This is a genomic window from Bradyrhizobium japonicum USDA 6 (assembly GCF_000284375.1).
GTDB classification, from domain to species: Bacteria; Pseudomonadota; Alphaproteobacteria; order Rhizobiales; family Xanthobacteraceae; genus Bradyrhizobium; species Bradyrhizobium japonicum.
The window spans coordinates 3,392,599-3,414,373 of record NC_017249.1 but is presented as its reverse complement, the minus strand read 5'-3'; the positions used below and the strand labels follow the sequence as shown (position 1 = coordinate 3,414,373).

Annotated in this window: 17 protein-coding genes; 6 read left to right on the top strand and 11 right to left on the bottom strand. The window is 59.4% G+C overall.

Translation table 11 applies throughout. The features are described from left to right. Nucleotides 1-39: 39 nt before the first annotated feature. From BJ6T_RS15995 to BJ6T_RS45670, 3 genes are read right to left on the bottom strand one after another with little or no spacing between them, the layout of a single operon-like run. Entirely contained in the window at nucleotides 40-624 is a 585-nt protein-coding gene (locus BJ6T_RS15995; protein WP_028170005.1) for a protein-S-isoprenylcysteine O-methyltransferase, read from the bottom strand. Nucleotides 625-629: 5 nt separating this feature from the next. Then, entirely contained in the window at nucleotides 630-1,544 is a 915-nt protein-coding gene (locus tag BJ6T_RS15990) for a hypothetical protein (protein WP_043900202.1), read from the bottom strand. 44 nt (nucleotides 1,545-1,588) lie between these two features. Next, on the bottom strand, nucleotides 1,589-1,861 hold the full coding sequence (locus tag BJ6T_RS45670) for a hypothetical protein (protein ID WP_144038002.1): 273 nt from the start codon (nucleotides 1,859-1,861) through the stop codon (nucleotides 1,589-1,591). A gap of 22 nt (nucleotides 1,862-1,883) precedes the next feature. On the opposite strand from BJ6T_RS45670, the gene BJ6T_RS15985 reads away from it, so the two are divergent. After that, on the top strand, nucleotides 1,884-2,765 hold the full coding sequence (locus BJ6T_RS15985; RefSeq protein ID WP_240537977.1) for an SGNH/GDSL hydrolase family protein: 882 nt from the start codon (nucleotides 1,884-1,886) through the stop codon (nucleotides 2,763-2,765). Nucleotides 2,766-2,947: 182 nt separating this feature from the next. Continuing rightward, on the top strand, nucleotides 2,948-3,208 hold the full coding sequence (locus BJ6T_RS15980; protein WP_014493468.1) for a hypothetical protein: 261 nt from the start codon (nucleotides 2,948-2,950) through the stop codon (nucleotides 3,206-3,208). A gap of 572 nt (nucleotides 3,209-3,780) precedes the next feature. Here BJ6T_RS15980 and trpC read toward each other — a convergent pair. After that, nucleotides 3,781-4,629, bottom strand: a complete 849-nt coding sequence (trpC, locus tag BJ6T_RS15975) for an indole-3-glycerol phosphate synthase TrpC (RefSeq protein ID WP_014493467.1) — start codon at nucleotides 4,627-4,629, stop codon at nucleotides 3,781-3,783. Between the two features lie 507 nt (nucleotides 4,630-5,136). Here trpC and BJ6T_RS15970 point away from each other — a divergent pair. The 3 genes from BJ6T_RS15970 (at nucleotide 5,137) to BJ6T_RS15960 (ending at nucleotide 9,057) form a co-directional block, all read left to right on the top strand. After that, nucleotides 5,137-5,592, top strand: coding sequence for a (2Fe-2S)-binding protein (locus BJ6T_RS15970; protein ID WP_014493466.1), 456 nt, complete (start codon nucleotides 5,137-5,139; stop codon nucleotides 5,590-5,592). 4 nt (nucleotides 5,593-5,596) lie between these two features. Next, on the top strand, nucleotides 5,597-7,804 hold the full coding sequence (locus BJ6T_RS15965) for a xanthine dehydrogenase family protein molybdopterin-binding subunit (RefSeq protein ID WP_014493465.1): 2,208 nt from the start codon (nucleotides 5,597-5,599) through the stop codon (nucleotides 7,802-7,804). A gap of 236 nt (nucleotides 7,805-8,040) precedes the next feature. Beyond that, nucleotides 8,041-9,057, top strand: a complete 1,017-nt coding sequence (locus tag BJ6T_RS15960; RefSeq protein ID WP_014493464.1) for a helix-turn-helix transcriptional regulator — start codon at nucleotides 8,041-8,043, stop codon at nucleotides 9,055-9,057. A 52-nt stretch (nucleotides 9,058-9,109) separates the two neighbouring features. On the opposite strand, the gene BJ6T_RS43610 is transcribed toward BJ6T_RS15960, so the two are convergent. The 6 genes from BJ6T_RS43610 to BJ6T_RS15935 all read right to left on the bottom strand — a co-directional run bounded on the left by BJ6T_RS43610 (nucleotide 9,110) and on the right by BJ6T_RS15935 (nucleotide 14,857). Beyond that, the gene (locus tag BJ6T_RS43610; RefSeq protein WP_049803000.1) at nucleotides 9,110-9,658 is read right to left on the bottom strand and encodes an adenylate/guanylate cyclase domain-containing protein; all 549 of its coding nucleotides are present in this window, start codon (nucleotides 9,656-9,658) and stop codon (nucleotides 9,110-9,112) included. Then, nucleotides 9,655-10,266, bottom strand: a complete 612-nt coding sequence (locus tag BJ6T_RS49145; RefSeq protein WP_028170009.1) for an adenylate/guanylate cyclase domain-containing protein — start codon at nucleotides 10,264-10,266, stop codon at nucleotides 9,655-9,657. The genes BJ6T_RS43610 and BJ6T_RS49145 overlap by 4 nt, the downstream gene beginning before the upstream one ends. An 88-nt stretch (nucleotides 10,267-10,354) precedes the next feature. Next, entirely contained in the window at nucleotides 10,355-11,950 is a 1,596-nt protein-coding gene (locus BJ6T_RS15950; protein ID WP_039227726.1) for a GMC family oxidoreductase, read from the bottom strand. A 243-nt stretch (nucleotides 11,951-12,193) separates the two neighbouring features. Next, a complete protein-coding gene (locus tag BJ6T_RS15945) occupies nucleotides 12,194-12,595 on the bottom strand; it encodes an SPW repeat domain-containing protein (protein ID WP_014493459.1) in 402 nt (133 codons plus the stop codon). 374 nt (nucleotides 12,596-12,969) lie between these two features. Continuing rightward, nucleotides 12,970-13,860 (bottom strand): LysR family transcriptional regulator, encoded by an 891-nt coding sequence (locus tag BJ6T_RS15940; protein WP_014493458.1) that lies wholly within the window; start codon nucleotides 13,858-13,860, stop codon nucleotides 12,970-12,972. A gap of 361 nt (nucleotides 13,861-14,221) precedes the next feature. After that, nucleotides 14,222-14,857, bottom strand: coding sequence for a response regulator transcription factor (locus tag BJ6T_RS15935; RefSeq protein WP_028170010.1), 636 nt, complete (start codon nucleotides 14,855-14,857; stop codon nucleotides 14,222-14,224). Between the two features lie 222 nt (nucleotides 14,858-15,079). Between BJ6T_RS15935 and BJ6T_RS15930 the strand changes: the two genes are divergently transcribed. Continuing rightward, complete coding sequence (locus tag BJ6T_RS15930) at nucleotides 15,080-15,472, top strand: response regulator transcription factor (protein WP_014493455.1); 393 nt, start codon at nucleotides 15,080-15,082, stop codon at nucleotides 15,470-15,472. Here the strand turns inward: BJ6T_RS15930 and BJ6T_RS15925 are convergent. Next, nucleotides 15,467-21,352 carry an ATP-binding sensor histidine kinase gene (locus tag BJ6T_RS15925; protein ID WP_014493454.1) on the bottom strand — a complete coding sequence of 1,962 codons (5,886 nt, stop codon included), beginning with the start codon at nucleotides 21,350-21,352 and terminating at the stop codon, nucleotides 15,467-15,469. The two genes, BJ6T_RS15930 and BJ6T_RS15925, sit on opposite strands and share 6 nt — an antisense overlap. Between the last annotated feature and the right edge of the window lie 423 nt (nucleotides 21,353-21,775).

The window sequence follows — 21,775 nt, the reverse complement described above, 5'->3', positions numbered from 1 at the left end:
TCTCGTGGGTACCACAGGTCGAGACGTGGCGGGCCGACCTCAGAGGATCCACGGGAAGACCCGACCGGTCCGCGCCATATAATCGCGATAGCTGTCGCCAAACGTCTGCAACATCATTCGCTCTTCCCTTGCGACGCGGCCAAAGAACAAGACCCCGAAGCCGACCAGGCCCGCCAAACCGGCAATCCAATTCGGCAGCAGCAATGCCTGGGCGATAGCCCACAGCCAAAATGCCGAATACATCGGGTGTCGAACTCTCCGGTAAATCCCTTCCGTCACGAGTTCATGGTTCTCCCGCACGTCGAGACTTACCGACCAATTCCGGCCGAGTGCACGATGTGTCAGGTGAAACACGCTCAAAGCCGCAATCGCAAAGAAAGACCCCAGCCAAGCCAACCAGGGATAAAAGCTGTGATCTGCGAAACGAGGCATTCCTGTCGCTACGTAGACAAGCGGAACAAGCCCGAGTCCCGAAAGAGATGTAAGCAGGAGGGCAATTTCCAGCGGGCCGCGAGCGCTCCGCACAATCCTCGCACGGCGAGAACGCCGCGCGTACTTGTAGCGTATGAGGTACCAGCCGATCGCCAAGGCAACGAAAATGATTTTCGAAATAGTGGGCGTCATTTGAATCAGGCCGCCGCGCCCGGACGACTTGGCAGTTCGCCCTCCGACGGCGCCGCGCTCGCAATCAGTCCTCCGTCGTCAGCGATCATCGACACGGCGCCATCCGGGGCGAGCGTCTGGGATTTGGCTGAAATAGGTCCGCAAGTCAGCATGAAGTAGTCATACGATGTTCGCTTGTCATTTCCGCTGACGAACTGGTTGTGCAAACGGAAGAAGTGGAGGCGGATACGTCGATAGATCTCGTCGTCGAGCATTCGACTGAATCTCACGACCCTGACGATCGCTTCGTTCTCTGTCGACAAGCCCATTTCGGCCATCGGCCGGCTCTTGTAAAAGTTCAACGGGTCGACGAGGGCCTGATAATCGCCCCAGAAGATCGCGCGCGACTTGGCGACGCGCTCCATCGTCACGCGAAAGCGTGTTGCTTTCGGGTGCAGGCCTACTTTGAGTATGGATGATCCAACGCTCAAGAACGTGACGGGAGTTTTATTCCGACCGAGTTCAGGGTCCTGCTTCAAGGCGCGATCAAGCAGATCAACCGCAAGTACGGCGCCGAGACTGTGCGCTATGACCAAGATTTCGTCTGCGGCAGAGTTGCTCGCCGCAGCCACGAGCTCGGCGGCCAATCTGTCCAGCCTTTGCTCTATTTCCGAATTACCGAATCGAATGTACTCGCAAGAAAAAATCCAATCGTCGAACAAGTCGCCCAGGTGCAGCCAGCGCCACGGCCCCGCCAACACGGCTGCGAGCCCGAAGAGGCCGCCGCCGGTAGCAACGGGAATCGATCCGGTGATCTTGAGTGCAGCCACGCCAATCAAAAAGGCGGCAGCGATGAGCAATCCGAACGTAACGAATGGATAGAGAAAGAAAAGTGCGTAGCGCCAATTGGTCTGCAAGTAACGCCAAAGAGTGCCGGTCAAAACGAAATCCAGAAACGTCAGAATGCCGATGGAAATGCGTGAGCCTATGCTTCGCCCCCGAAGACCTCAATTACATCGTGCCATCGGACCAGACGGTAATCGGTTTCGACGAGCCAATCGGGACCAGCTGTCCTCACATTCCATCGTATCTGGTCGGCGGTTTCATGCAAACCATCAACGGCCGCATTCACTGACCAGGTACGTTGGAACCTCGCAATTTCGCGCACAAAGCGTCGTTGCGCGCTGGTATGCGACGTGATTGGATCGTAGCCGCCGATATGGAATACCAACCGTTTCGCTACAGGCTTGCCGGACATTGTCTTATTCCCGGACTCATGCGTGCTGCTCGCTGCCCCTCGATCGACCTGTAATCAAAAACAGACGTTTGACGCCAAGGGTTGTCAAGAGAGAATCCACCAGTTATTGGGGAACATGGGTCGAATTATTCTGCCATGCGTAAGCCGAACCGCTCGAACAATAGCGTCGATCGGTGCTGCCGTAATTGTCGGTTTGTCCAGCACGGCGCCCTCTCAAGCGCAGAACGAGGCATCATCTGGCGAGAGATGCCTTGCTGCAAATTTGGATGTCTCGCTGGGCGCACAATTGCCCCGCACGGCGGCGCGTTTGAGATCTGGTGCGCCGCTAAAGATTGTCGCGATCGGATCATCGTCGACGGTGGGACTCTGGGTACTTAGGTCCGCGGCCACATATCCGGAGGTGATGCGCCGAGAACTCTCCAGGCTTAGATCCAACGCCACGATCGACGTCATCAACAGCGGTCGAGTCGGCGATACGATTCCGAACAACATCGCGCGGTTCGAGCGCGACGTTTTCGCGCACACGCCTGATCTCGTTATCTGGCAATTAGGTACCAATGACGTCGCCTGGGGTGGGCGGCCGGACCAAGGGCTCAAAAGAAACGTTGTTGAAGGGGTAAGGGCACTTAAGGCCGGCTCTGCCGATGTCGTGTTGATGGATCTGCAATATGCGCCACAGGTGCTCGCCTCAGCTGGCTATTCGACGATGGAGGACATCATCATCGATGTCGCAAAACAGGAACGGGTCGGGCTATTCTCTCGTTTTGCGCTGATGCGAAACTCGGTCAGTGCCGGAGTTGCGCAAAGCGCGCTTGTAACGTGGGACGGATTGCACAACACCGCGGATGGTTATGATTGCATTGGACGAGCCCTTGCCCGAGCAATCTCAACGAGTGCGCGTTGAGAGGCCCTAGCTCAGGCGAATCGAAGGCTGCGGGCTCGCAAGAGTTTGGGCACCGGCCGTGACAGCGATGCCGAGCGTGCAGATGCCCACCAACGCGAACAAAGACCAATTGTCGTCGACGATCATCGCATCTCTCGCAGCGGTGACAGCAATTCGCGCCGACGCTGTCAGGAGGTGCGCTCATGCACCATTATGCCAGCCAACTTGTTGACCTGTTACTCGTGCTTGTCGCCGCGTGGATGGTGCCGGCCACCATCTTTGTTATCTACGCCTACTTCGCTCGTCTTAAGAATCCGGTCAGCGAATCGGTCTTTGGACGTGTGGTGATCATATCCTTGTTCATCATAACCACGTCGATCTGGCTCCCGATAATCCTGACCGCCATAGTCCTATCACTGATCGGTCATTTGTGGTTCCGTTTCAGGGGACAACTACGCAAATAGCTACATATTGCCAGAGGCGAAAAAGATGGAGTCGAATTAGAGCGGCCCCTCAGCAAACTAAAAAAGGGAAGCGAAGCAATGTCCGCGTTTCTCCCTGCTCTGACGATAGCTGCCGTCAACTTCATAACAATCGCCACGGCTGCAGAATGGCGACCGCAGTTTCTCTCAGCGTGCCGAAACGGCTGCGCGCAGCAAGGCGGCTTTTCGACGGACGCTTGCTTGCAGATTTGCATCTGCATGGCGTCAGAGCTTGAAGCGAAGTTTAGTATCGAGACTCTCGGCTCCATTGATCCCCCGAGTGCTGAGCAACTACACCAAACTAACGAAATCAGAATGCTTTGCGTCCGGCGAGTACTAGGACGTTAGAGCGTAGACAGCTGGTCCGCATTCTGCCGGAGTGGAGCGCCCAGGACGGCATCATCCATCACGGCGCGGCATATTACCCAGCGTTCGCGCAACGATCGATTTTCTGGCCGCCGCGCTTAAGGCGCGGGGCCAGGGCGCCGTCATACGGCGTTGCAGATGATCGAAGGAAGGCGCACAGGCATTCCAGCGCGGCCTCATGCAGCCGCTTATTGAGAGGATGGCGCGACTCGGCTGGAACGTATTCCCGCCGCCGTCGCCGGCGTGTCCCGCACCAGCAGCGCGCGGGTTGCTGCCGTCACATCCGGCTGGCGCATCAGGCTCTCGCCGACCAGAAAGGTCGACATTCCCACACGCTCAAGCCTGGCCAGATCGTCCGGCGTGAAGATACCGCTTTCCCCGACCATCAGCCGCTCCTCCGGGATAAGCGGCGCTAGCGCCTCGCTGGTCGCAAGCGTGGTCTCGAAGGTACGGAGATTGCGATTGTTGACGCCGACCATCGGCGAGCGGAGTTTCAGCGCCCGCTCGAGTTCGGCCCGGTCGTGGATCTCGACCAGCACATCCATCTGAAGCGCGATGGCGGCGTCCTCAATATCTTTGGCGGCGGCGTCATCGAGCGCGGCCATGATGATCAGGATGCAGTCCGCGCCATGAGCGCGGGCTTCGACGACCTGATAGGTGTCGAACATGAAATCCTTGCGCAGCACCGGCAGATTGGTCGCCGCGCGCGCCGCGACCATGAAGTCGAGATGCCCCTGGAACGACGGAGTGTCGGTCAGCACCGAGAGGCAGGCCGCGCCCCCGGCCTCATAGGCCTTTGCCAGGGCCGGCGGATCGAAATCGGCGCGGATGAGTCCCTTCGATGGCGAAGCCTTCTTGATCTCAGCAATCAGCGCATGGTCACCGTCGCCATGCTTTTCCTTGATCGCGCGGACGAAGCCGCGCGGTGGCGCCGCCGCCTTGGCGCGTGCCTCGATGCTCGCGAGGGGATGAGCACGCTTGGAGGCGGCAATCTCCTCGCGCTTATAGGCTTCGATTTTCTTCAAGATGTCTGACATCATCGACCTGTTCGTGGACTTACTTGTCGTTCGACCATCTGTCGTTGTTTCGACGGGTCGGTACAAATCAATCATTATCGACGCTTACTCACTTCCTCTTTATTAGCCCTTCGCGTTGGTGCGCATGCGCGAGCTCGTTTATAATGCTCGCGCCGCCGATCGATGCGCCAAATGCGCGCGTCACTTTCACTCTTGGAAGCAATTGTCGAAGCTGAATGAGCCCGCGCCCGCTCGCCGCGCAGTGCGATGCCTTTGGCGGACAGCACCATCGCAGCAGTATTCCCCGCTGCTATGGAAACCATACATGCCGGCTATTGGAAGATTTCGTCCCGCGCTGCGATCAATGGGTGTCGCTATCGGAGATTCATCGAGTAACGCCCCGCGCAACCTCAATCCGTCGCATCTGCCGGAATAGGCCGCATCGGGCGACTTGAGCCTGTCGAGGACTACCAATGCGTGGGTGCCCGTCCACTCACTCCTCACTCCCAACGCGCTCAGGAGGCACGCATGGCATTCACGTTGAAAATCAACGGTACACCCCATGAAGTCGATGTCGACGGTGACATTCCGCTGCTGTGGGTGCTGCGCGATGTGCTCGGCATGACCGGAACCAAGTTCGGCTGCGGCCAGGCGCTGTGCGGCGCCTGCACTGTGCATGTCGACGGCCAGGCGGTCCGCTCCTGTCAGACAACGATCGACAGCGTTGGGGACAGCGCGGTCACCACGATCGAGGCGATCGGGCGGACGCCGCAGGGCGCAGCCTTGCAGAAGGCGTGGCTGGAGCTCGAGGTGGTGCAGTGCGGTTACTGCCAATCTGGCCAGATCATGTCGGCGGCGGCGCTCCTGAAAGACATGCCGAAGCCGACGGATGACGACATCGGCGCCGCCATGTCGGGGAATGTCTGCCGATGCGGCACCTATCAGCGCATCCGCGCCGCGATCAGGCTGGCTGCCGGAGTTTGAGATCATGAATGGGCCGATTTTGAGCGAGCAGGTCGCCGAGGAAACAGGCATGTCACGGCGCGCCTTCCTTCAGGGCGCAGGCTTTCTGCTCGGCTTTTCGCTGACCGGCGCCAGCACGAGCTCCGTCTTCGCGGCGCCCACTTCGCAGGTCGTCGAGGACGAGGTCACGGGTACTTTCGCTCCGAATGGATTTATACGGATCAATCCAACGGGCGCCGTAACGCTGGTCATGCCGATGGTCGAGATGGGACAAGGGGTCTACACGTCGCTCTCGATGCTTCTCGCTGAAGAACTGGAGGTGAAGCTTGACAAAATTCAGGTTCAGCATGCGCCGCCAAATCACGCGCTTTACGTCAATTCGATCATAGGCATTCAAAATACAGGTGGTTCCGCCTCTGTCCGAGCGTTCTGGACACCGCTGCGTCAGGCAGGCGCAGTAGGTCGCAATCTGCTGATCGCGGCAGCCGCAAAACGCTGGAACGTCGATCCGGCGACCTGCCGCGCCAAGGACGGCATCGTCTTCGATGCGTCAGGCGCAAAGCATCTGAGCTACGGCGAACTTGCGACGGCCGCGGCGAAATTGCCTGTGCCGCCGGCGGCAAGCGTCAAATTGAAGGAGCCGAAGGATTTCACCTTGATCGGCACGCGTGCCAGGCGCGTGGATTCATCGATAAAGGTCGATGGGCGCGCGCTCTACGGCATAGATACACGATTGCCGGGCATGAAGGTTGCAGCGGTTGCCATTTCGCCTGTGCTCGGTGGTAAAGCGAAAGCGGTGGACGAGAAAGCCGCGCTGGCGGTGAAGGGCGTCCGGCAGGTGGTCAACATCGATGAAGCTGTTGCCGTGGTGGCGGATCACATGGGTGCGGCGAAGAAGGGGCTCGAGGCGGCTGCCATCACGTGGGACGATGGGCCGAACGGGAAGATCAGTAATGCCGATATCGTCAAGCAGTTGGAGGAGGCGTCCAAAAAACCAGGCGCGGTTGCCCGTAACGATGGTGATGCAGAGGACGCCCTTGCGGCCGCGACGCAACGGGTTGACGCCATCTATCAGGTGCCTTTCCTGGCCCATGCGGCGATGGAGCCGATGAACTGCACGGTCCACCAGCAGAACGATCGCTGCGACATCTGGGTCGGGACGCAGGCGCCTACGATCACGCAGTCTCTGGTGGCCGAACTCACCGGCCTGCCAAAGGAGGCAATCAAGATTCACAATCACCTGATTGGCGGTGGCTTCGGTCGAAGGCTGGAGGCCGATGGCACGGTGCTGGCCGTCAAGATCGCCAAGCACGTCGATGGCCCGGTGAAGGTGATCTGGAGCCGCGAGGAAGATATCCAGCACGATATGTATCGGCCGTACTATCTCGATCGACTGTCGGCCGGGCTTGACGCGGCCGGCAAGCCGGTTGCCTGGACGCATCGGATCGCCGGCTCCTCAGTCATGGCTCGCTATTATCCCCCTTACGTCAAGCACGGATTGGACCCCGATGCCGTCGAAGCGGCGGCAGAGCCGCCCTATGCGCTGCCCAATATCCACGTCGACTTTGTCCGGGTCGAGCCCCCTGGTGTCCGGACGTCTTGGTGGCGCGGCGTCGGACCGACTCACAATGTCTTTGTGGTCGAAAGCTTCATAGATGAGCTCGCTCATGCCGCGAAGCAGGATCCCGTCACCTACCGCAAAGGATTGCTTGGCCACAATCCGCGAGCACTCGCTGTTTTATCGCTTGCGGCGGAAAAAGCGGGGTGGGCATCCCCCCTTCCCGTGCGGCATGGCCGCGGAATTTCAGTACAATTCGCTTACGGAAGTTACACGTCGCAGGTCGCCGAGGTCGAAGTAGCGGCCGATGGCTCCGTCAAAGTCAAGCGGATCGTCTGTGCGCTTGACTGCGGAATGCACGTTAATCCGGATACAATCGAAGCGCAGGTTCAGGGTGGAACGCTTTTCGGCCTCACCGCCGCACTCCATGGGTCAATCACCTTCAAGGATGGTCGGGTCGAGCAGAGCAATTTTGACAACTATCTGCCGATGCGTATCGACGAGGTGCCGGTGGTGGAGACACACTTGATCAAGAACGCGGAGGCTCCGGGTGGCGTTGGTGAAGCTCCGACGGCCATTGTCAGTGCTGCAGTGACCAATGCGATCTTCGCCGCAACAGGCAAGCGTGTGCGCAGCCTGCCGATCGATACGAATTCGTTGAAGTCGTCGTCTTAATCATTCCCGTCATCCCGCGCGCGTTGTAGCGCACACGGGATGACGGTCGGGAACTATAGTCCCGGAGCATAATGGCTATTGGAGCATTTGCGTTCTCCGCAAGTCCAAATTTCGCCTAGTGGCGAGAGACGAGGTTCAGTGGTACGAACGGCATGGCGACGCCCCCGCTGATCCTCGGAGAACAGATTTCGGAGCACTATCGGTGCTGGTAGCCGTTAGCAGGAGCCACCACAGTCATGCATAATTCGAAATCGATTCCAAAGCAGGCTCTTGTCGGGCAGAATGTTTCGTCGCCCTCGGGCGCCACTGTCAAATTGTCTACAACAGACCTCAACAATTTGATGCAGGCGCTCGACATAGATGTCATCGCCATGACCGAGATTCTGGTGCCGCGAGGCCATCGAGTCGAATTTGGAACGATTGACGTACCCGGGATCCACTACAACTTAAGTGGCATGGGACGTCTATCAATTGATGGCGGGCCGACGATACCGTTGCGCCCTCATTTACTTATCATCGTGCCGCCAAACACCCCGCTCATGATCGAGGTTGACGGTGGAAGTAGCCCTCCGAAGCTCATTTCGAGAGACTGCTGGACTCGTCAAGAAGGCATCCTCCGCGTCGCAGTGCCGAAAGAGCAACCAGAGATCGTCCAGATATGCGGCTTTTTTAACGCATCCTTTGGTCAGTCCGTGAGGCTGTTCGGAGAACTCCGCGAACCGGTCATCGAGCAATTCGAGCCGGCGGACAGAATCGATCTCAAACTTCGCGAAGCCATGAACGAGTTGCTACAGCAAGAGGTCGGCGTTGGAGCCATGACAGCTTCTCTGCTCAGGCAGATCGTTGTCTCGTTGGTACGACGGTCGCTCAAGTCATCCCGACGGTGGACTGAACGGTTCTCGATACTTGCCGACAGGCAGGTCACCCGTGCTTTTGCCGATATGGTGGCGCGGCCGGGAGCCGCCCATTCAGTTCAAAGCCTGGCACACAGTGCAGGATTGAGTCGTTCGGCGTTCATGGCGCGCTTCTCGGACATCTTTGGACAATCCCCGATGGCTGTCTTGCGACACTTGAGAATGCGCCAGGCTGCGATCGATTTGACGACAACGACGATGTCGATCGACGCAGTGGCTCTTAATGCGGGGTACGAGAGCCGTTCGAGTTTCGTGCGGGCTTTCCGAAAGGCGTACAATAGAGATCCCAGCGACCATCGGCGGATGGCCAAGGAGGGCGAAGTCCGGAAGGATATCTGAGAGCGAGGTGCGATCCGATCGTAGGTGCTATGCGCTCTCTACGATCGACACCCTAAGCACCGCGCTTCCTGTACGATAAGCGAGGTCCACCGGTCCTCCCACGACCTCTAGAGGCTCTGCAACCGGACACGTCGGCCTGGTTTTGCCGATTTCCACCGTGATTCAATGAGTTCCGCTGGCGAGGCAACCGCCAAGCGCAGTTGGCCTGCTCGCACGACGGCCTGCCAATACTGAAGAGACGGACCGGATCTCTTCGGCCACGCAGCATGTGTGCGCCTTCGTCGCGAAACGCGGTGGCGAGTTCCGCGCTCCCTTCCGCAGACAATGCATCCATGAATTCGCCGGTGACGAGCACAGAAGCCTCCAATACCCGGCAATGGGCTTCAACCCGACTAGCGACATTCACGGTATCACCGATCAGGGTGAGTTCCAATTTCTTTTCATTGCCGACGTCTCCATAGATGACTTCGCCGTAATGGATACCGACGGCGATACGGAGCGACTGGTCTCTCGCCTCAATGCGTCGGTTCCAGGAATCGACGGATTTGATAAGCTCGATCGCACACTCCGCAGCGTTCGTGGCGTCGCGCAGGTTGGTCAATTCGGGCCGAAAAAAGCCATCAGCCCATCACCCATGAACTTGTCGATCGAGCCCTGATGGGAGAACACCACGTCACTGAACATACGCAAGTGGTGTCGCAGCGTCCGGACGACGACATCCGGCGGCCTGTTGGATGAGAATTCAGTGAACCCGACGATGTCGACAAACAGTACTGCTGCACGCTGACGACGCGTAAACGAAAGAGGGGTCCGAGCCTTGATGAGCTGTTCAGCGATGCCTGGCGGGAAGAAGCGCGCCAGGTTCATACGTTCGCGCTCTGCTTTCTTGACGCGCTGGTTAGCGGAAAGTCGATGGAGCACAAGCATTGTCGTGACCAAGAGCGCGATCAGGCTAACGCTGGATCGCAACGTTGCGCTCCCATTGGGGACGAAGCCGTGCGTAAGAATATAGCTGAGGATGGTAAGCAGTGCGCAGACTATGCCGACGACGACAGCGCCTCCGCGATCGAGATCCTGGGCAGCTACCAACACGACGACAACATACAGCGAGGCGACCGCGAACTGCAGTGATGACAAGGTATCGACCAGAAAGATGCCGATAGCGAGTACGGCTGCGGGAGCCAGGTACCTGAACCTTTCTATGCGCATTGGACGCTCATGGCCGGTGTCAGCTCCCGCGCGGCTTCCCGCCCGGCGTGGGCGGGAGGCCGGCCTCGCCTGCTCGCGCCAGAACTCCTTAGGTGCGTTTCAGATCCTCGACCAGCATCGTCGCAGCGTGGCGCGCAAGCGCCTGGGTCGGAGCGTTGGTATTGCCGCTGGTTATGTTCGGCATGATCGAGGCATCGATTACCCGGAGGCCGTCGACGCCGCGGACCCTGAGCCTCGCGTCAACCACCGCTCGTGCATCCTGGCCCATCCGGCAGGTACCGACCGGGTGCCACATTGTCGTCACGACCCGCTTCACCCATTCGCGGATCTCCGCATCGGACTGGATGTGCAGGCCGGGGTCCATCTCTTCCTCGATCACCGGCGCCAACGATTCCTGGGCCATGACCTTGCGGATCGCGCGCACTGATTCCACCGCGGCCCTCAGGTCTTCCTCTTCGCCAACGAAATTCGGGTTGATGAGGGGCATTGACGTCGGGTCACTGTCGGCCAACCGCACCCAGCCGCGGCTCTTAGGCTGAAGCACCACGAGTTCGAAAGTGATGCCCGAGCGGTCGCCCGCCGGGCCGAGCTGCTCGTTCAAGACGATAGGAGCGTGATAGCATTGGATCGTGGGCTCGGCGGTGAAATCAGATGGATTCCAGTGTGTCACCGTCTCGATGCCATTACCCGACGCCGGGCCGTCCTTCGTGACGAGATAGCGCAGGCCCGCCTTCACGCTGCCGAGGCCCTGGGCGGCAGCCTGATAGCCGAGACCACCCTTCACATAGACACGGACCGGTACCATCGGGTGATCCTGGAGATTTTCGCCTACCTCCGGAGAATCGACGATCGCCGCGATACCGTGTTGGCGCAGCTGCTCGGCTGGCCCGATGCCTGAGTGCATGAGGATCGTCGGGCTATGGACGGCGCCAGCCGACAGCACAACTTCGTTGGCCATGATCCTCTTCAGGCTCGTGTCCATGAACTCAACGCCCACAGCCCGCTTGTTTTCGACGAGGACGCGAACGACGGTCTTGCCGGTGAGCAGGACCACGCGGCCCGAAGTGAGGTGCGGACGCAGATAAGCGTCGACCGCGCTGCATCGGCGCTGGTCTCCGACCGTCGACTGCACCGGCGAGACGCCGATCTGGCTCCTTCCGTTATAGTCGGGATTATAGGGAACCCCATATTCCTGGAATGCCTTGAGGCAATATTGGTTCAGCTTGTTGATGCCCTTGGGCAACTGGACCGCCAGGCCACCATCTATGCCGTGATACTCGTCGTGGAAGGTGTCGTTGTCCTCCTGCGCCATGAAGACGGGAAGCAGGTCTTCATACGACCATTTTCCGGTGTCGCCGACCGCGTCCTGCCACGCGGCGAAATCGCGAATCTGACCACGCACGTAGCACATCGCATTGATCGAGGAGCCGCCGCCGAGTACCTTGCCTGAGCGATATGCTCGCTTCGTCCCGTGCTGGGGGATCGTCTCGTATTTCCAGACATGCCGGTCGTGGGCCAGAAGTTTGGCGAAGCCCGCTGGGATGTGGATGAACGGATCGCGATCCATATCGCCCGCTTCGATCAGCGCGATCGACGCATCGGTACGTTCGGCGAGATAACTCGCGACGACGCAGCCGGCTGCGCCTGCACCAACAATGACAATATCGTAGGCTTCGTGGGACATCAGTGTCTTTTCTTTCACAGAATTTGCATCGTTCAATCAGCGTCCGTCGCCGACGTGGCACTATCACAGCTCCTGATCCTGGGATTGATCGGACCATGCCTTTGGAGAGTGATCCTGCAACGCCGGCGGGGGAATTCACCTATCTCCATGGAGTCGACAGGCGATCGTTATTGTCGCTCCCCGAGGTCCTGCGGACGGCTGCAGACGAACATCGGCGACGTCTCGACGACGCCATCGCAGCTTTCAGCCGGCTGCGCGCCTGCCCAATTCCGGGCGGATCGCAACTCGCTTCTCAGGCGCGTTCAGGACTGACGTCGTGAACAGGACGGCCGCAGCGAGGACCCAGTAGTACCAGGCGTCGAGCCCTGTAAATTTGAAGGCAAACGGTGCGATGACAAAGACCACCCCGACGGCGCGATCGACCCAAAGGTGCAGCCAATAGGGAATGATGTGGACGATCCCGGTGGGATGGTCGGTCAGGGAGGCCAAGAGCAGCGCGGCCACACCGGCGACGACCGAAAGCTCCACCGCAACCGGTCCGCTTTGACCGAGCCCCAGCACGAACGGCGCGGCGATCAAGACGACCGCGACAGGATAGTCGATCAGGTAGGCGTGGATAGACTTGGTGATGAAGCGAAACGACATCGGAGACTCCTCTGGTCGATTACTTGAGCGGGTCCTTGCGACGCGGAAGGTGCATCCATCCAAGAGAGAGATTACGCAATCCTGTGCCAGCAAGCACTCTGGTTAGACGAGCAATAGGCGTAGGCCGGCACGTCAACCATGGGAAATGCCCGGTCGTTATCGTTTCCATTCCAGTCGTCGGGCGCCACGGAAGCGGGTGAGCGTGGCGCGTCTACCGCGAGTCCGACGGTGGTGGCTCAGTGTCCGGCTGTCGAGGTCAGGGACAGCTTGGGAAGGCAGCATTGTTCGCGTAGCGCATTTGGATGGCTTTTGAACCAACCGCAGTGAACGCATGCGCCGCATGTTCTTCCGGGCGCTGGACGCATTCGACGATTTCACGCCGTCCGAGCGACGACCGACCAGTCGCGAAGGCGAGCGAACTTGACGAACGCATCCAGCGCCGGCGAGTAGCAGCGCCCCTGCACTGCCAGCAGCCGCACCTCCCGCGAAACCATGTCGCCTTCGAGCGGGATGGTCTTGAGCGTCGGAAGGTGCGGCATGTGCTCGGGCGCGAGTATCACGCCGAAGCCAGCGGCGGCCATGTGCTGCAAGTGCAAGTCATGACCGCTGCAGTGGCCGAGGTGGAGCGGTTCCTCGGGGAAATACGACCGTTGGATCTTCGGAGTGATGTCGCATCCGGCGCGTTCCAGCAAGATGGTCTCACGGAGGTCGTCGATGCCGATCGAGAGACGGTTTGCGAGCCGGTGTGTCGGCGCGAGAACCGCGACGTAGCGCTCCTCGAACAGCGACCAGTCGTCGATGCGGGCGGGCACGTCCTGCACGTCGCCGACCATTGCGGCATTGATCTCCCCCTCGAGCAAGAGGTCGACGAGCTTTTCCGTCACATCCTCACGCAACTCTACGTGAAGTCCGGGAACGAACTTTGCGATCTCGGCGATCGGATCGAGGACGAGCGAGGCCGAGATGGATGGGGCGAGGCCGATCTTCAGTGGCGCGACTTCCTTGCGTTGGAACTCCTGGGCTCGGCGACGCACCGCCTCTGCCGAGGCCAGTGTGCGCTCCAGCATCGGAAGGACTTCTTTTCCAAGGTCGGTGAGCTGCGTCAACTGGCGTTCGCGGTAGATCAATTGGCCGCCGAGCTCCTGCTCGAGTTTCTGCACCGCCTTGGTCAGAGCGGGCTGCGTAACGTTGCACTGCTCGGCCGCGCGGGTGAAGTTGAGCGTGGACGCGACGGCGAGGAAGTAGCGAACCTGATGAAGCTCCATGGGCTGCTATGTTCTCCGTCAAGGTGCGGCTGTCTCTACCGACAGGCCTTGCGTCGCCCTGCCCGGATTCGGGCGCTCGTGGTCGTTCACCAAGGGGGAAGACGAACTCGGTGACCGTCAACGGCCGCATTTTGACGGATAGGGGCGCCGCGGTCGACTACGCGGAGGTATGATGAGGTTCGCTTGTCGCTGCTTGTGCTAAGCGATCGCTTAGAAGTGAGAGCGTAAACCTCGCGCCCCGAATCCGTTGGCCGGATCGGCCCCTAAAGGAGACGATCAGCGGCGCGGCGAAATGAGGTGGATGCGATTTGCGAGTAGACGGCACCCTCGCACGAAAGCACTGATGGCGCGCCTTTCGGGCTCAGAGGTTCTGCAGCTGCTGCAGTTTTATATTGAGGCAGTCCGCCATCCGGGTGAGTTCCGGGACCGAACGCGCTTTCATCTTTCGCATCAGGTTAGTGCGATGCACTTTCACCGTGGACTCGGCGATGCCGATATCGTTGGCAATCTGCTTGTTCAGGCGACCAGCCACGACATGGAGCATGACCTCAGTCTCGCGGGGGCTGAGCGTGTCGAGACGCCGCCTTATTGCAGCCACCACCCTATCACTCTCACGTCGGGCACGATCGCGAGCGAGACCGGCATCGATGGCGTCAAGCAGATCCTGATCTCGGAATGGCTTTGTAAGGAACTCTATCGCACCGCTCTTCATTGCTTGCACAGTCATCGGCACGTCGGCGTAGGCTGTGATGAAGATGATAGGCACTTGCCTGTTTGCGGCGACAAGTTCGCTCTGAAGATCGAGACCGCTTCGCCCCGGCATTCTTACGTCGAGCACCAGGCAAGTAGGACCATCCGGCGGATCGGCCTCGAGAAAATCGGGAACAGACGAAAATTGTCGGGCATCCAAGCCGACTGTCCGCAACAGTCGCGCGACCGAATCGCGAAATTCGGGATCATCATCGATAACCAAGACACTGGGATTTGCCTCACCCATTCCCGGTATCCTGCGTTGGGGAAGCGCATTCTTGCCTAGTCCTGCACACCCTACGCACAATCTATCGAGATGAACAGAATATTTTGCCTGAGCGGATAGCCGGATGACTAAACCATCGCTTAGGAACGCCGACATTGCGTTATTGAGGGATGTCCGTGACACTATGTTGCATGCAGCGCGAGGCGCTGCCTCGCCGGCCGGCGGAAGTGCCTGGAAGCCGCTATGTTGCACCGTACACTGATATCCGTCGTCGACGACGATCAGCCCCACCGTGAGTCAATACGAAAGCTAATAATGCTGCTGGGCTATACTGTCGAAGCGTTTTCGTCGGCGGCCGATTTCCTGGCATCGCGTGCCCTGCCTGAAACCGCCTGCTTGGTCACTGACGTTAACATGCCCGGAATGACCGGAGTCGAGCTGCACAGGCGTTTGGTCGATGCAGGGTATGCAATCCCAACGATCCTCGTTACCGCCTACCCCGATGAGGTTGTCAGGGATCAGGCTCTGAAGGACGGGGTTGTTTGCTATCTTAGCAAGCCAGTGGACGATGACATTCTCGAGCGATGCGTGCGTTCTGCTCTGCGGTCGGGTACGCCAATTGAAGATAATTCATGAGTCGTTGTCCGCCGGCAGGGTAAACTGAAATACGGCGCCGCGAGGTTCGTTCGCTTCCGCCCACAACTTGCCTCCATGTGCTTGGATGATGGAACGGCATATCGACAACCCCATCCCTGTTCCACCGGGCTTCGTGGTGTAAAAGGCGTCGAAGACTCGATCGAAGTGCTCCGGATCAATGCCCCGCCCCGAATCCCGTACGGTTACGAGGGCGCCGGTCTGATCCTCCCTGGTGCTGATCAATAGCTCTCTCGCCCCTTCCTCGACCAAGCCCATCGCTTCGGCCGCGTTCAGGATCAAGTTCAGCAATACCTGTTGCAGCTGAACGCAATCCCCCATAACCGGAAGCAGTCCATCTGCGAGCCGGGTTTGGACCGAAACGCTGTTCCTGTGAATTGCGCTTTGCGCCAGTACAATCACTTCGTTGATAGCCGAATTGAGATCAAAACGCTCCTTTCGCAGAGGCGCTTTCTTGATGTGATCACGCATCCGTCCGACGATATCCTTGGCGCGGTCCGTGTCCCTCACGACGCAAGCGAGCGCTTCCCTGGTCTCATCCAAATTTGGCGGTTTCATCTCCAGAAAGCGCATCCCTGCACGGGCGTTGTTACGAGCAGTAGCGATCGGATGCAGAATTTCGTGAGACAGCGAGGCCGCCAATTCTCCCATCATGCTCACGCGGTTCATGTGGGCGAAATCCAGTTCGAACTGACGCAGCTTCTCACGTTCGTCCTGTGCCCGCCTTCGCTCCGTCACATCGACGGTTGTGGTGATAACCTCAGCCAGCGCGCCCCCAGGCGAAAACACATGATAGCTGGTTCCTTCGACCCATTTGATTGTTCCATCAGGTAGGAGAAGTCTGAACTCGGCCACGAAGTCTCTCTTCCGTTGCACGGCCTCCTGAACCGCGCCCCACACTCTGTCGCGGTCCTCTGGGTGAATACGTTCCCAAATACCTTGCCGACTTGGCAGGCCCTGCGACGGATCAAACCCCCAGATCCTGTAACTCTCGTCCGACCAATAGAGGTAACGCATCGTTGTGGCGTTGTAGATCCAATAGCCGGTGCGGCTCAGTCTTTGTGCCTGGCTAAGCGCTTCCTCGACGCGCTTTCGCTCCGTCAAATCGAGCACGAATGCAAGGCCCTCGTCGCCTCCTTCCTTGAACAGAGCAGCGCCAATAAGTACGGGAACGCGGCTGCCGTCCTTCCGAACATACTCCTTCTCGAAGGGTCGAACTATTCCGGCCGAGTTCAGTTCCGCCTGAGTCAGTATGTCCCGCTCGCGCCATTCGGGCGGGGACAGCTCGGTCCAGCGCACGCGCCCCGAAACCAAGTCCTCGCGGTCATATCCTACGATGCGTAGAAACGCGTCATTAGCTTCGAGGATCCGTCCTTCGCTGTCGGCAATGAGGATCCCAATGATGTTGGCGTCGACCAAACGCCTGATCTTCCCTTCCCGATCTGCGAGATCGTCATAAAGCCGCGAATTTTCGAGCGAGATGGCCGCCTGCGACGCGAGCACCTTCAAGACTGTGACGCGGTCAGGTGTGAAAACGTGTGCCGCCAAGTTGTTCTCTAGGTAGAGTACCCCGGCCAGCCTGCCTTGTTTGAGCAACGGCAGGCAGAGAATTGAATGGGCGTGATGCTTATGGATGTACTCATCGGCGAAAAACGGGTTCGCGGCAGCGGCATCGTGGATCAGAACGCTCTCTTTGGTCCGGATCACGTAGTGTAGAATGGACTCCGGTAGATTTGCGGCGGTTACACCTGCTTGTCGCTGACCGACGGTCACCATATCATTGCTGGTCGTGACTTCCGCCTCAATCCGGTACCCATCACCTACCGCAAGGATCAACAGACCTCGCCCGGCACCCGCGTACTCAATCGCCGTGCGCATCAGCGTGTCGATCAGCTTTTCCAGGACGATCTCGCCCGACACGGTTTGCGAGACTTTGATAACAGTAGATAGATCCAGTTGTTCGACGGGTGCCCCGATCGTGCTTGTGGGGCCGGCAGCTGGCTTTTCCTTCCTGAGGTGCGGATACAACTCGTCGAGTTGGCGCACCTTGCCGTCGGCTCCCCAGCGAATGTATCCGTACCGCGCGTCCTGCAGATAGGCATGCGCGATCTTCTCGAACCCGCGTGCGGAATAAAAGCGTGCGGCGACTTCGTTGGCGAGCGCCTCGTTGTGGACCAAGCCATGCGTGTGTGCCGAGCGGATAGCGTGCTCGTAAAGATGTTCGGCGTCGAGCGCGCGGCCTTCGATCCGGGCGATCTCCGCCCCGACGAGTGCGGCGCGGTTCTCGAAGCTCTCCGGGCAAGCCGTCGTCCAGACCTCGAGTTGTCGGTGGTGCGCAGCCAGTGCCTCGACATGCTCCTGCCGTTGGGCGGCCGCCGCGGACTCGCAGGATGCCGCTCTGGAGAGCGCACTGTAAAAGTGATATTCCGCGCATTCGAAAAAAGACGCCGATGTCGGCTGCAGCTGTTGCGCCCTCAATGAGGCCTCAAGGGCACCCACATAGTCGCCGGCAAAGAAACGTGCCTGCAGCTTGCGGGTCCAATACGAGCCCTCGGCCAACGCCAGATCCGGGTTCTTGCGGAAACGGGACTCCAGTAGGAGTTCGTTGAACTGCCCATCGTCAAAGCAACCGAAAATCGGCGTCAAGCCGCGGAGCGTCCGGATCAGCCCTAGCTGGCCGGCAATGGAGTCAATCGCAAAGCCGAACCGCATGTTCCGCGCGAACGCAAGACCATGCTCGACCTCGACCTGCACGATATCGAGCGGATCGCCCGCCGCGAGAAGATACGTGTTCAGGTGGGTGTAGTAGTACGCCGCAAAAGTGAGGTCACCTATCTGGTTTGCCGTCTCAAACGCACGTCGCAGCAGATCACGACCTTCCCGGACATGTCTCGTCCAGAACATGAGTAAATATCCAAAGTTCAAATAGGTCCTGGCTTGGAAGCGCTTTAGCCCGCGCTGTTCGACCAGTTCATAGCCGAGACGACCGAATCGAAGTCCCGCCTGGTAGTCGCCGAATTCCGGTCCAGCAAGCCTGGCTAGCACTGCATAGGCGTAGCACGACCCGTCACAATTGCCGCCCTCGAGGCTGAGATTGACTGCTCGACAGATGACCATCGAACGTAGTTTCGCATCTGTATAGTGGGCCGGCGGCCCGAGCTTTGTCAGCACATCAAGGGTCGCGAGCGATACGGGATCGCTCATCAAAGGCAGATCAATCAGGGTTTCTATCGCGCGGGAGCCGAGTTGGGACCAGATCCGGTCATACTCGCGCCTTGCCTCTTCTTCCGTCGGGTGCGCCGACCAGTCAACACCCAGGTGGCGGAGATAGTCGAGACCGACTGCGATCGCGCGACTGCCCTGATCCAGTGTCGTGTAAAGATCCACCTGCAGGCACGTAACGCGGGCTCGTTCGATCGTCGTTGTGGCACGGGCCGACAGCATCGCCAGGCGCTGCTCGGCTTCCGCCAGTGCACCAGTAAGGAACTCACATTCGGCCCGGTGCAACTCCAGCTCGAAGATCAGGTCGTGCTGGCGCTCCCAGGGGTCCCCTGGCAGCAGTGCTACGCCGGAGATCAGGTAGTTCAGCGCCGAGGCATATGCTGTCGAGGTCTTTGCGCGTTTCCCTGCAATGAAATTCAACTCAGCGACCCGCTCAAGCTCCTCAGTTGACGTGATGAGATGCGAGCCGCGGTTGAGCTGATTGACGATTTCGAAGATCGTCTCCTCCAACCTCTCTGGAGGGGTCTGCGCTGCGAGGAGCATCCCCATTCGGAGATGGGCTTCGGCACGCGATTCCTCCGGAATCAAGGAGTAGGCCGCTTCCTGGACACGGTCGTGGAGAAACTTGTAGGAATCCTCTGAACGAAGGATCAGCCCTGCTCGCACGGCTTCCCAAAGCTGGCCGTGCATCTCCTCCCCGGAGTCCTGGTAAGCGATCCGCAACATGGCGGACTCTGCGTCGTTGCCCAGGCAGGCGAGCTTTTGCAATGCGTTCCGGGTTTCGGCGGACAGACGGTTCAGCTTCCCCACCATAAGGTCCACCACATTGTCGGTGTAACCTTTGGCGTGAATGCGATTCAGGTCCCAGCACCATCGCGCCTCGTCATAATCGAAAGTGAGCAATGCTTCGTCGGCGAGCGCAGAAATGAACTGAATAGCGAAAAGCGGATTGCCGGTTGTCTTCTCGTGAATCAGCTGTGCCAGCGGCGCGATTTTCTCCGGTTCGCTGTGAACGGAATCCGCGATCAATTGTCCCAGATCTTCACAGGATAAGGGCGCCAATACGATGCCTTGTAGTATCGCTCCGGCTTGGCGGATCGCCTCAAGCTTGCGTGTCAGCGGATGGACGGGATCGACTTCGTTGTTGCGGTAAGCGCCAATCAACAACAGGTTCTGTACATCCGCCCGGGTCAACAGATCCTGAAGCAAATCGAGCGTTGCTGCATCGAGCCATTGGAGATCATCAAGGAACAGGGCGAGCGGATGTTCCGGCCGCGCGAACACGCTGATGAATCGCCGGAACACCAGTTGAAAGCGACCTTGCACATCCTGTGGCGGCAGCTCGGGGACCGGTGGCTGTTCGCCGATGATGTGCTTCAATTCCGGAACGAGATCGACAATGAGCCGAGCGTTCGGCTCGAGCGCCTCGAGCAGCGCCTCCCGCCATTTCCGCAGCTCCGCTTCGGTCTTGTTCAAGAGAGGGCGGATCAGGCTCTGAAAGGCCTGCGCAAGGGTGGCGTAGGGGATGTCGCGCTTGTACTGATCAAGCTTGCCCGACGCAAAAAGACCGCGGGGCGGAACAAGTCGTTTATGAAGCTCGTTAACGACCGCGGATTTGCCGATGCCGGAGTATCCGGAAACCAGGATCAACTCCGGCCTGCCGCCGGCAACGATACGGTCGAAGGAGGCAAGCAGGGTATCGATCTCGGCCGTCCGACCATACAATTTCTCGGGGATCAGCAGCCGGTCCGGGGTGTCATGTTCCCCGGGCGGGAATTCATCGATATCGCCACGGGTTTCCCATTCAGCGAGGCAGCGCCGTAAATCTCTCTCGGCACCTGCAGCCGTCTGGTAACGCTCCTCGGCAGTCTTGGCGAGAAGCTTCATGATAATCGCGGAGACCGAGCCTGGGAGGTTTTTTAACCGCTCGCTGGGGGGCGCCGGTCGTCTTGCGATATGGCAGTGCACCCATTCCATCGGATCCGCCGCCGTGAAGGGCAGCACGCCCGTGAGCATCTGGTACAGCGTGACGCCGAGGGCGTAGAGGTCGCTGCGGGCGTCGATCGAGCGGTTCATCCGCCCGGTTTGTTCGGGTGCCATGTAAGCGAGCGTACCGGCGATGGTTTCGGGCGGCTCGGGCGCCTGCCGCTCGCGGGACAGGCGGGATGCGATGCCAAACCCGGTGAGACGCACATGTCCATCCGCGCAGTCCACGACGATATTAGCTGGCTTGATGTCTTTGTGGATGAGCCCGCGCTGATGAAGCTTGCCCAAGGCTGAGGTAACGGCGATAGCCAGGCACAGGAAGCGCGCTACCTCCATGGGCTCACCGAGCAAATGGTCGAGCGGCTGGCCGCCTGGATCATCGAGCACTAGCACGGTCCGACCGGCGTCGCGCATGAGGGCCAGTGGCCGCACCGCCCATGCCCCGTCGAGTTCATCTTTCAGCTCGTATTCGTGCGTGAGACGATCGAGTCTTGACCGGGACGGGTGATGGGCGGCAGGAGCAACAAGCAGGACGGCGAGCCGGTTGCCATTGTCGTCCACTCGCCAGCCGCGGCTAAACACGCGCTCGCCATCCTCCCACAACACCTGGGAACTACCATCCGAGTATGCGACGTTCAACGACTGCCGCACCATCTGTCAGACTCCGGCGTCGAGCCTCGGCCGGAAGTCGGCCAATCAAGCTCTTCGCGCGCCACACGCGCGGTCTGTCTCCGCCGGGAGAAATCGTACTCCGTCGCCCGAAAAATGCCAGCCGATCCCCGGTCCGACCGGATACGGCTATAGGGATCCCCCTCGCAGAAGCCGGCCTTACTGCCGTGAAATTCGCTGGTAAAGCAATGGATCGATAGTTCCGCTCGATCGAAATCCTCGTGGAACGAGCGCCACTCTCTCGCCGTAGAACCCAGGCGCGCCCCAGCCGTTCCGATAACGGTCGGCTATCAACTCCATGGCGAGAGGTGACTTTCCTTTCAACTGGCTTGAACTCAATCTGCAACCAATCGCCCCCGCCCTCGATACCGGCCGAAGTCGGCGTTCTGTTGAACGATCGCGGGCCTG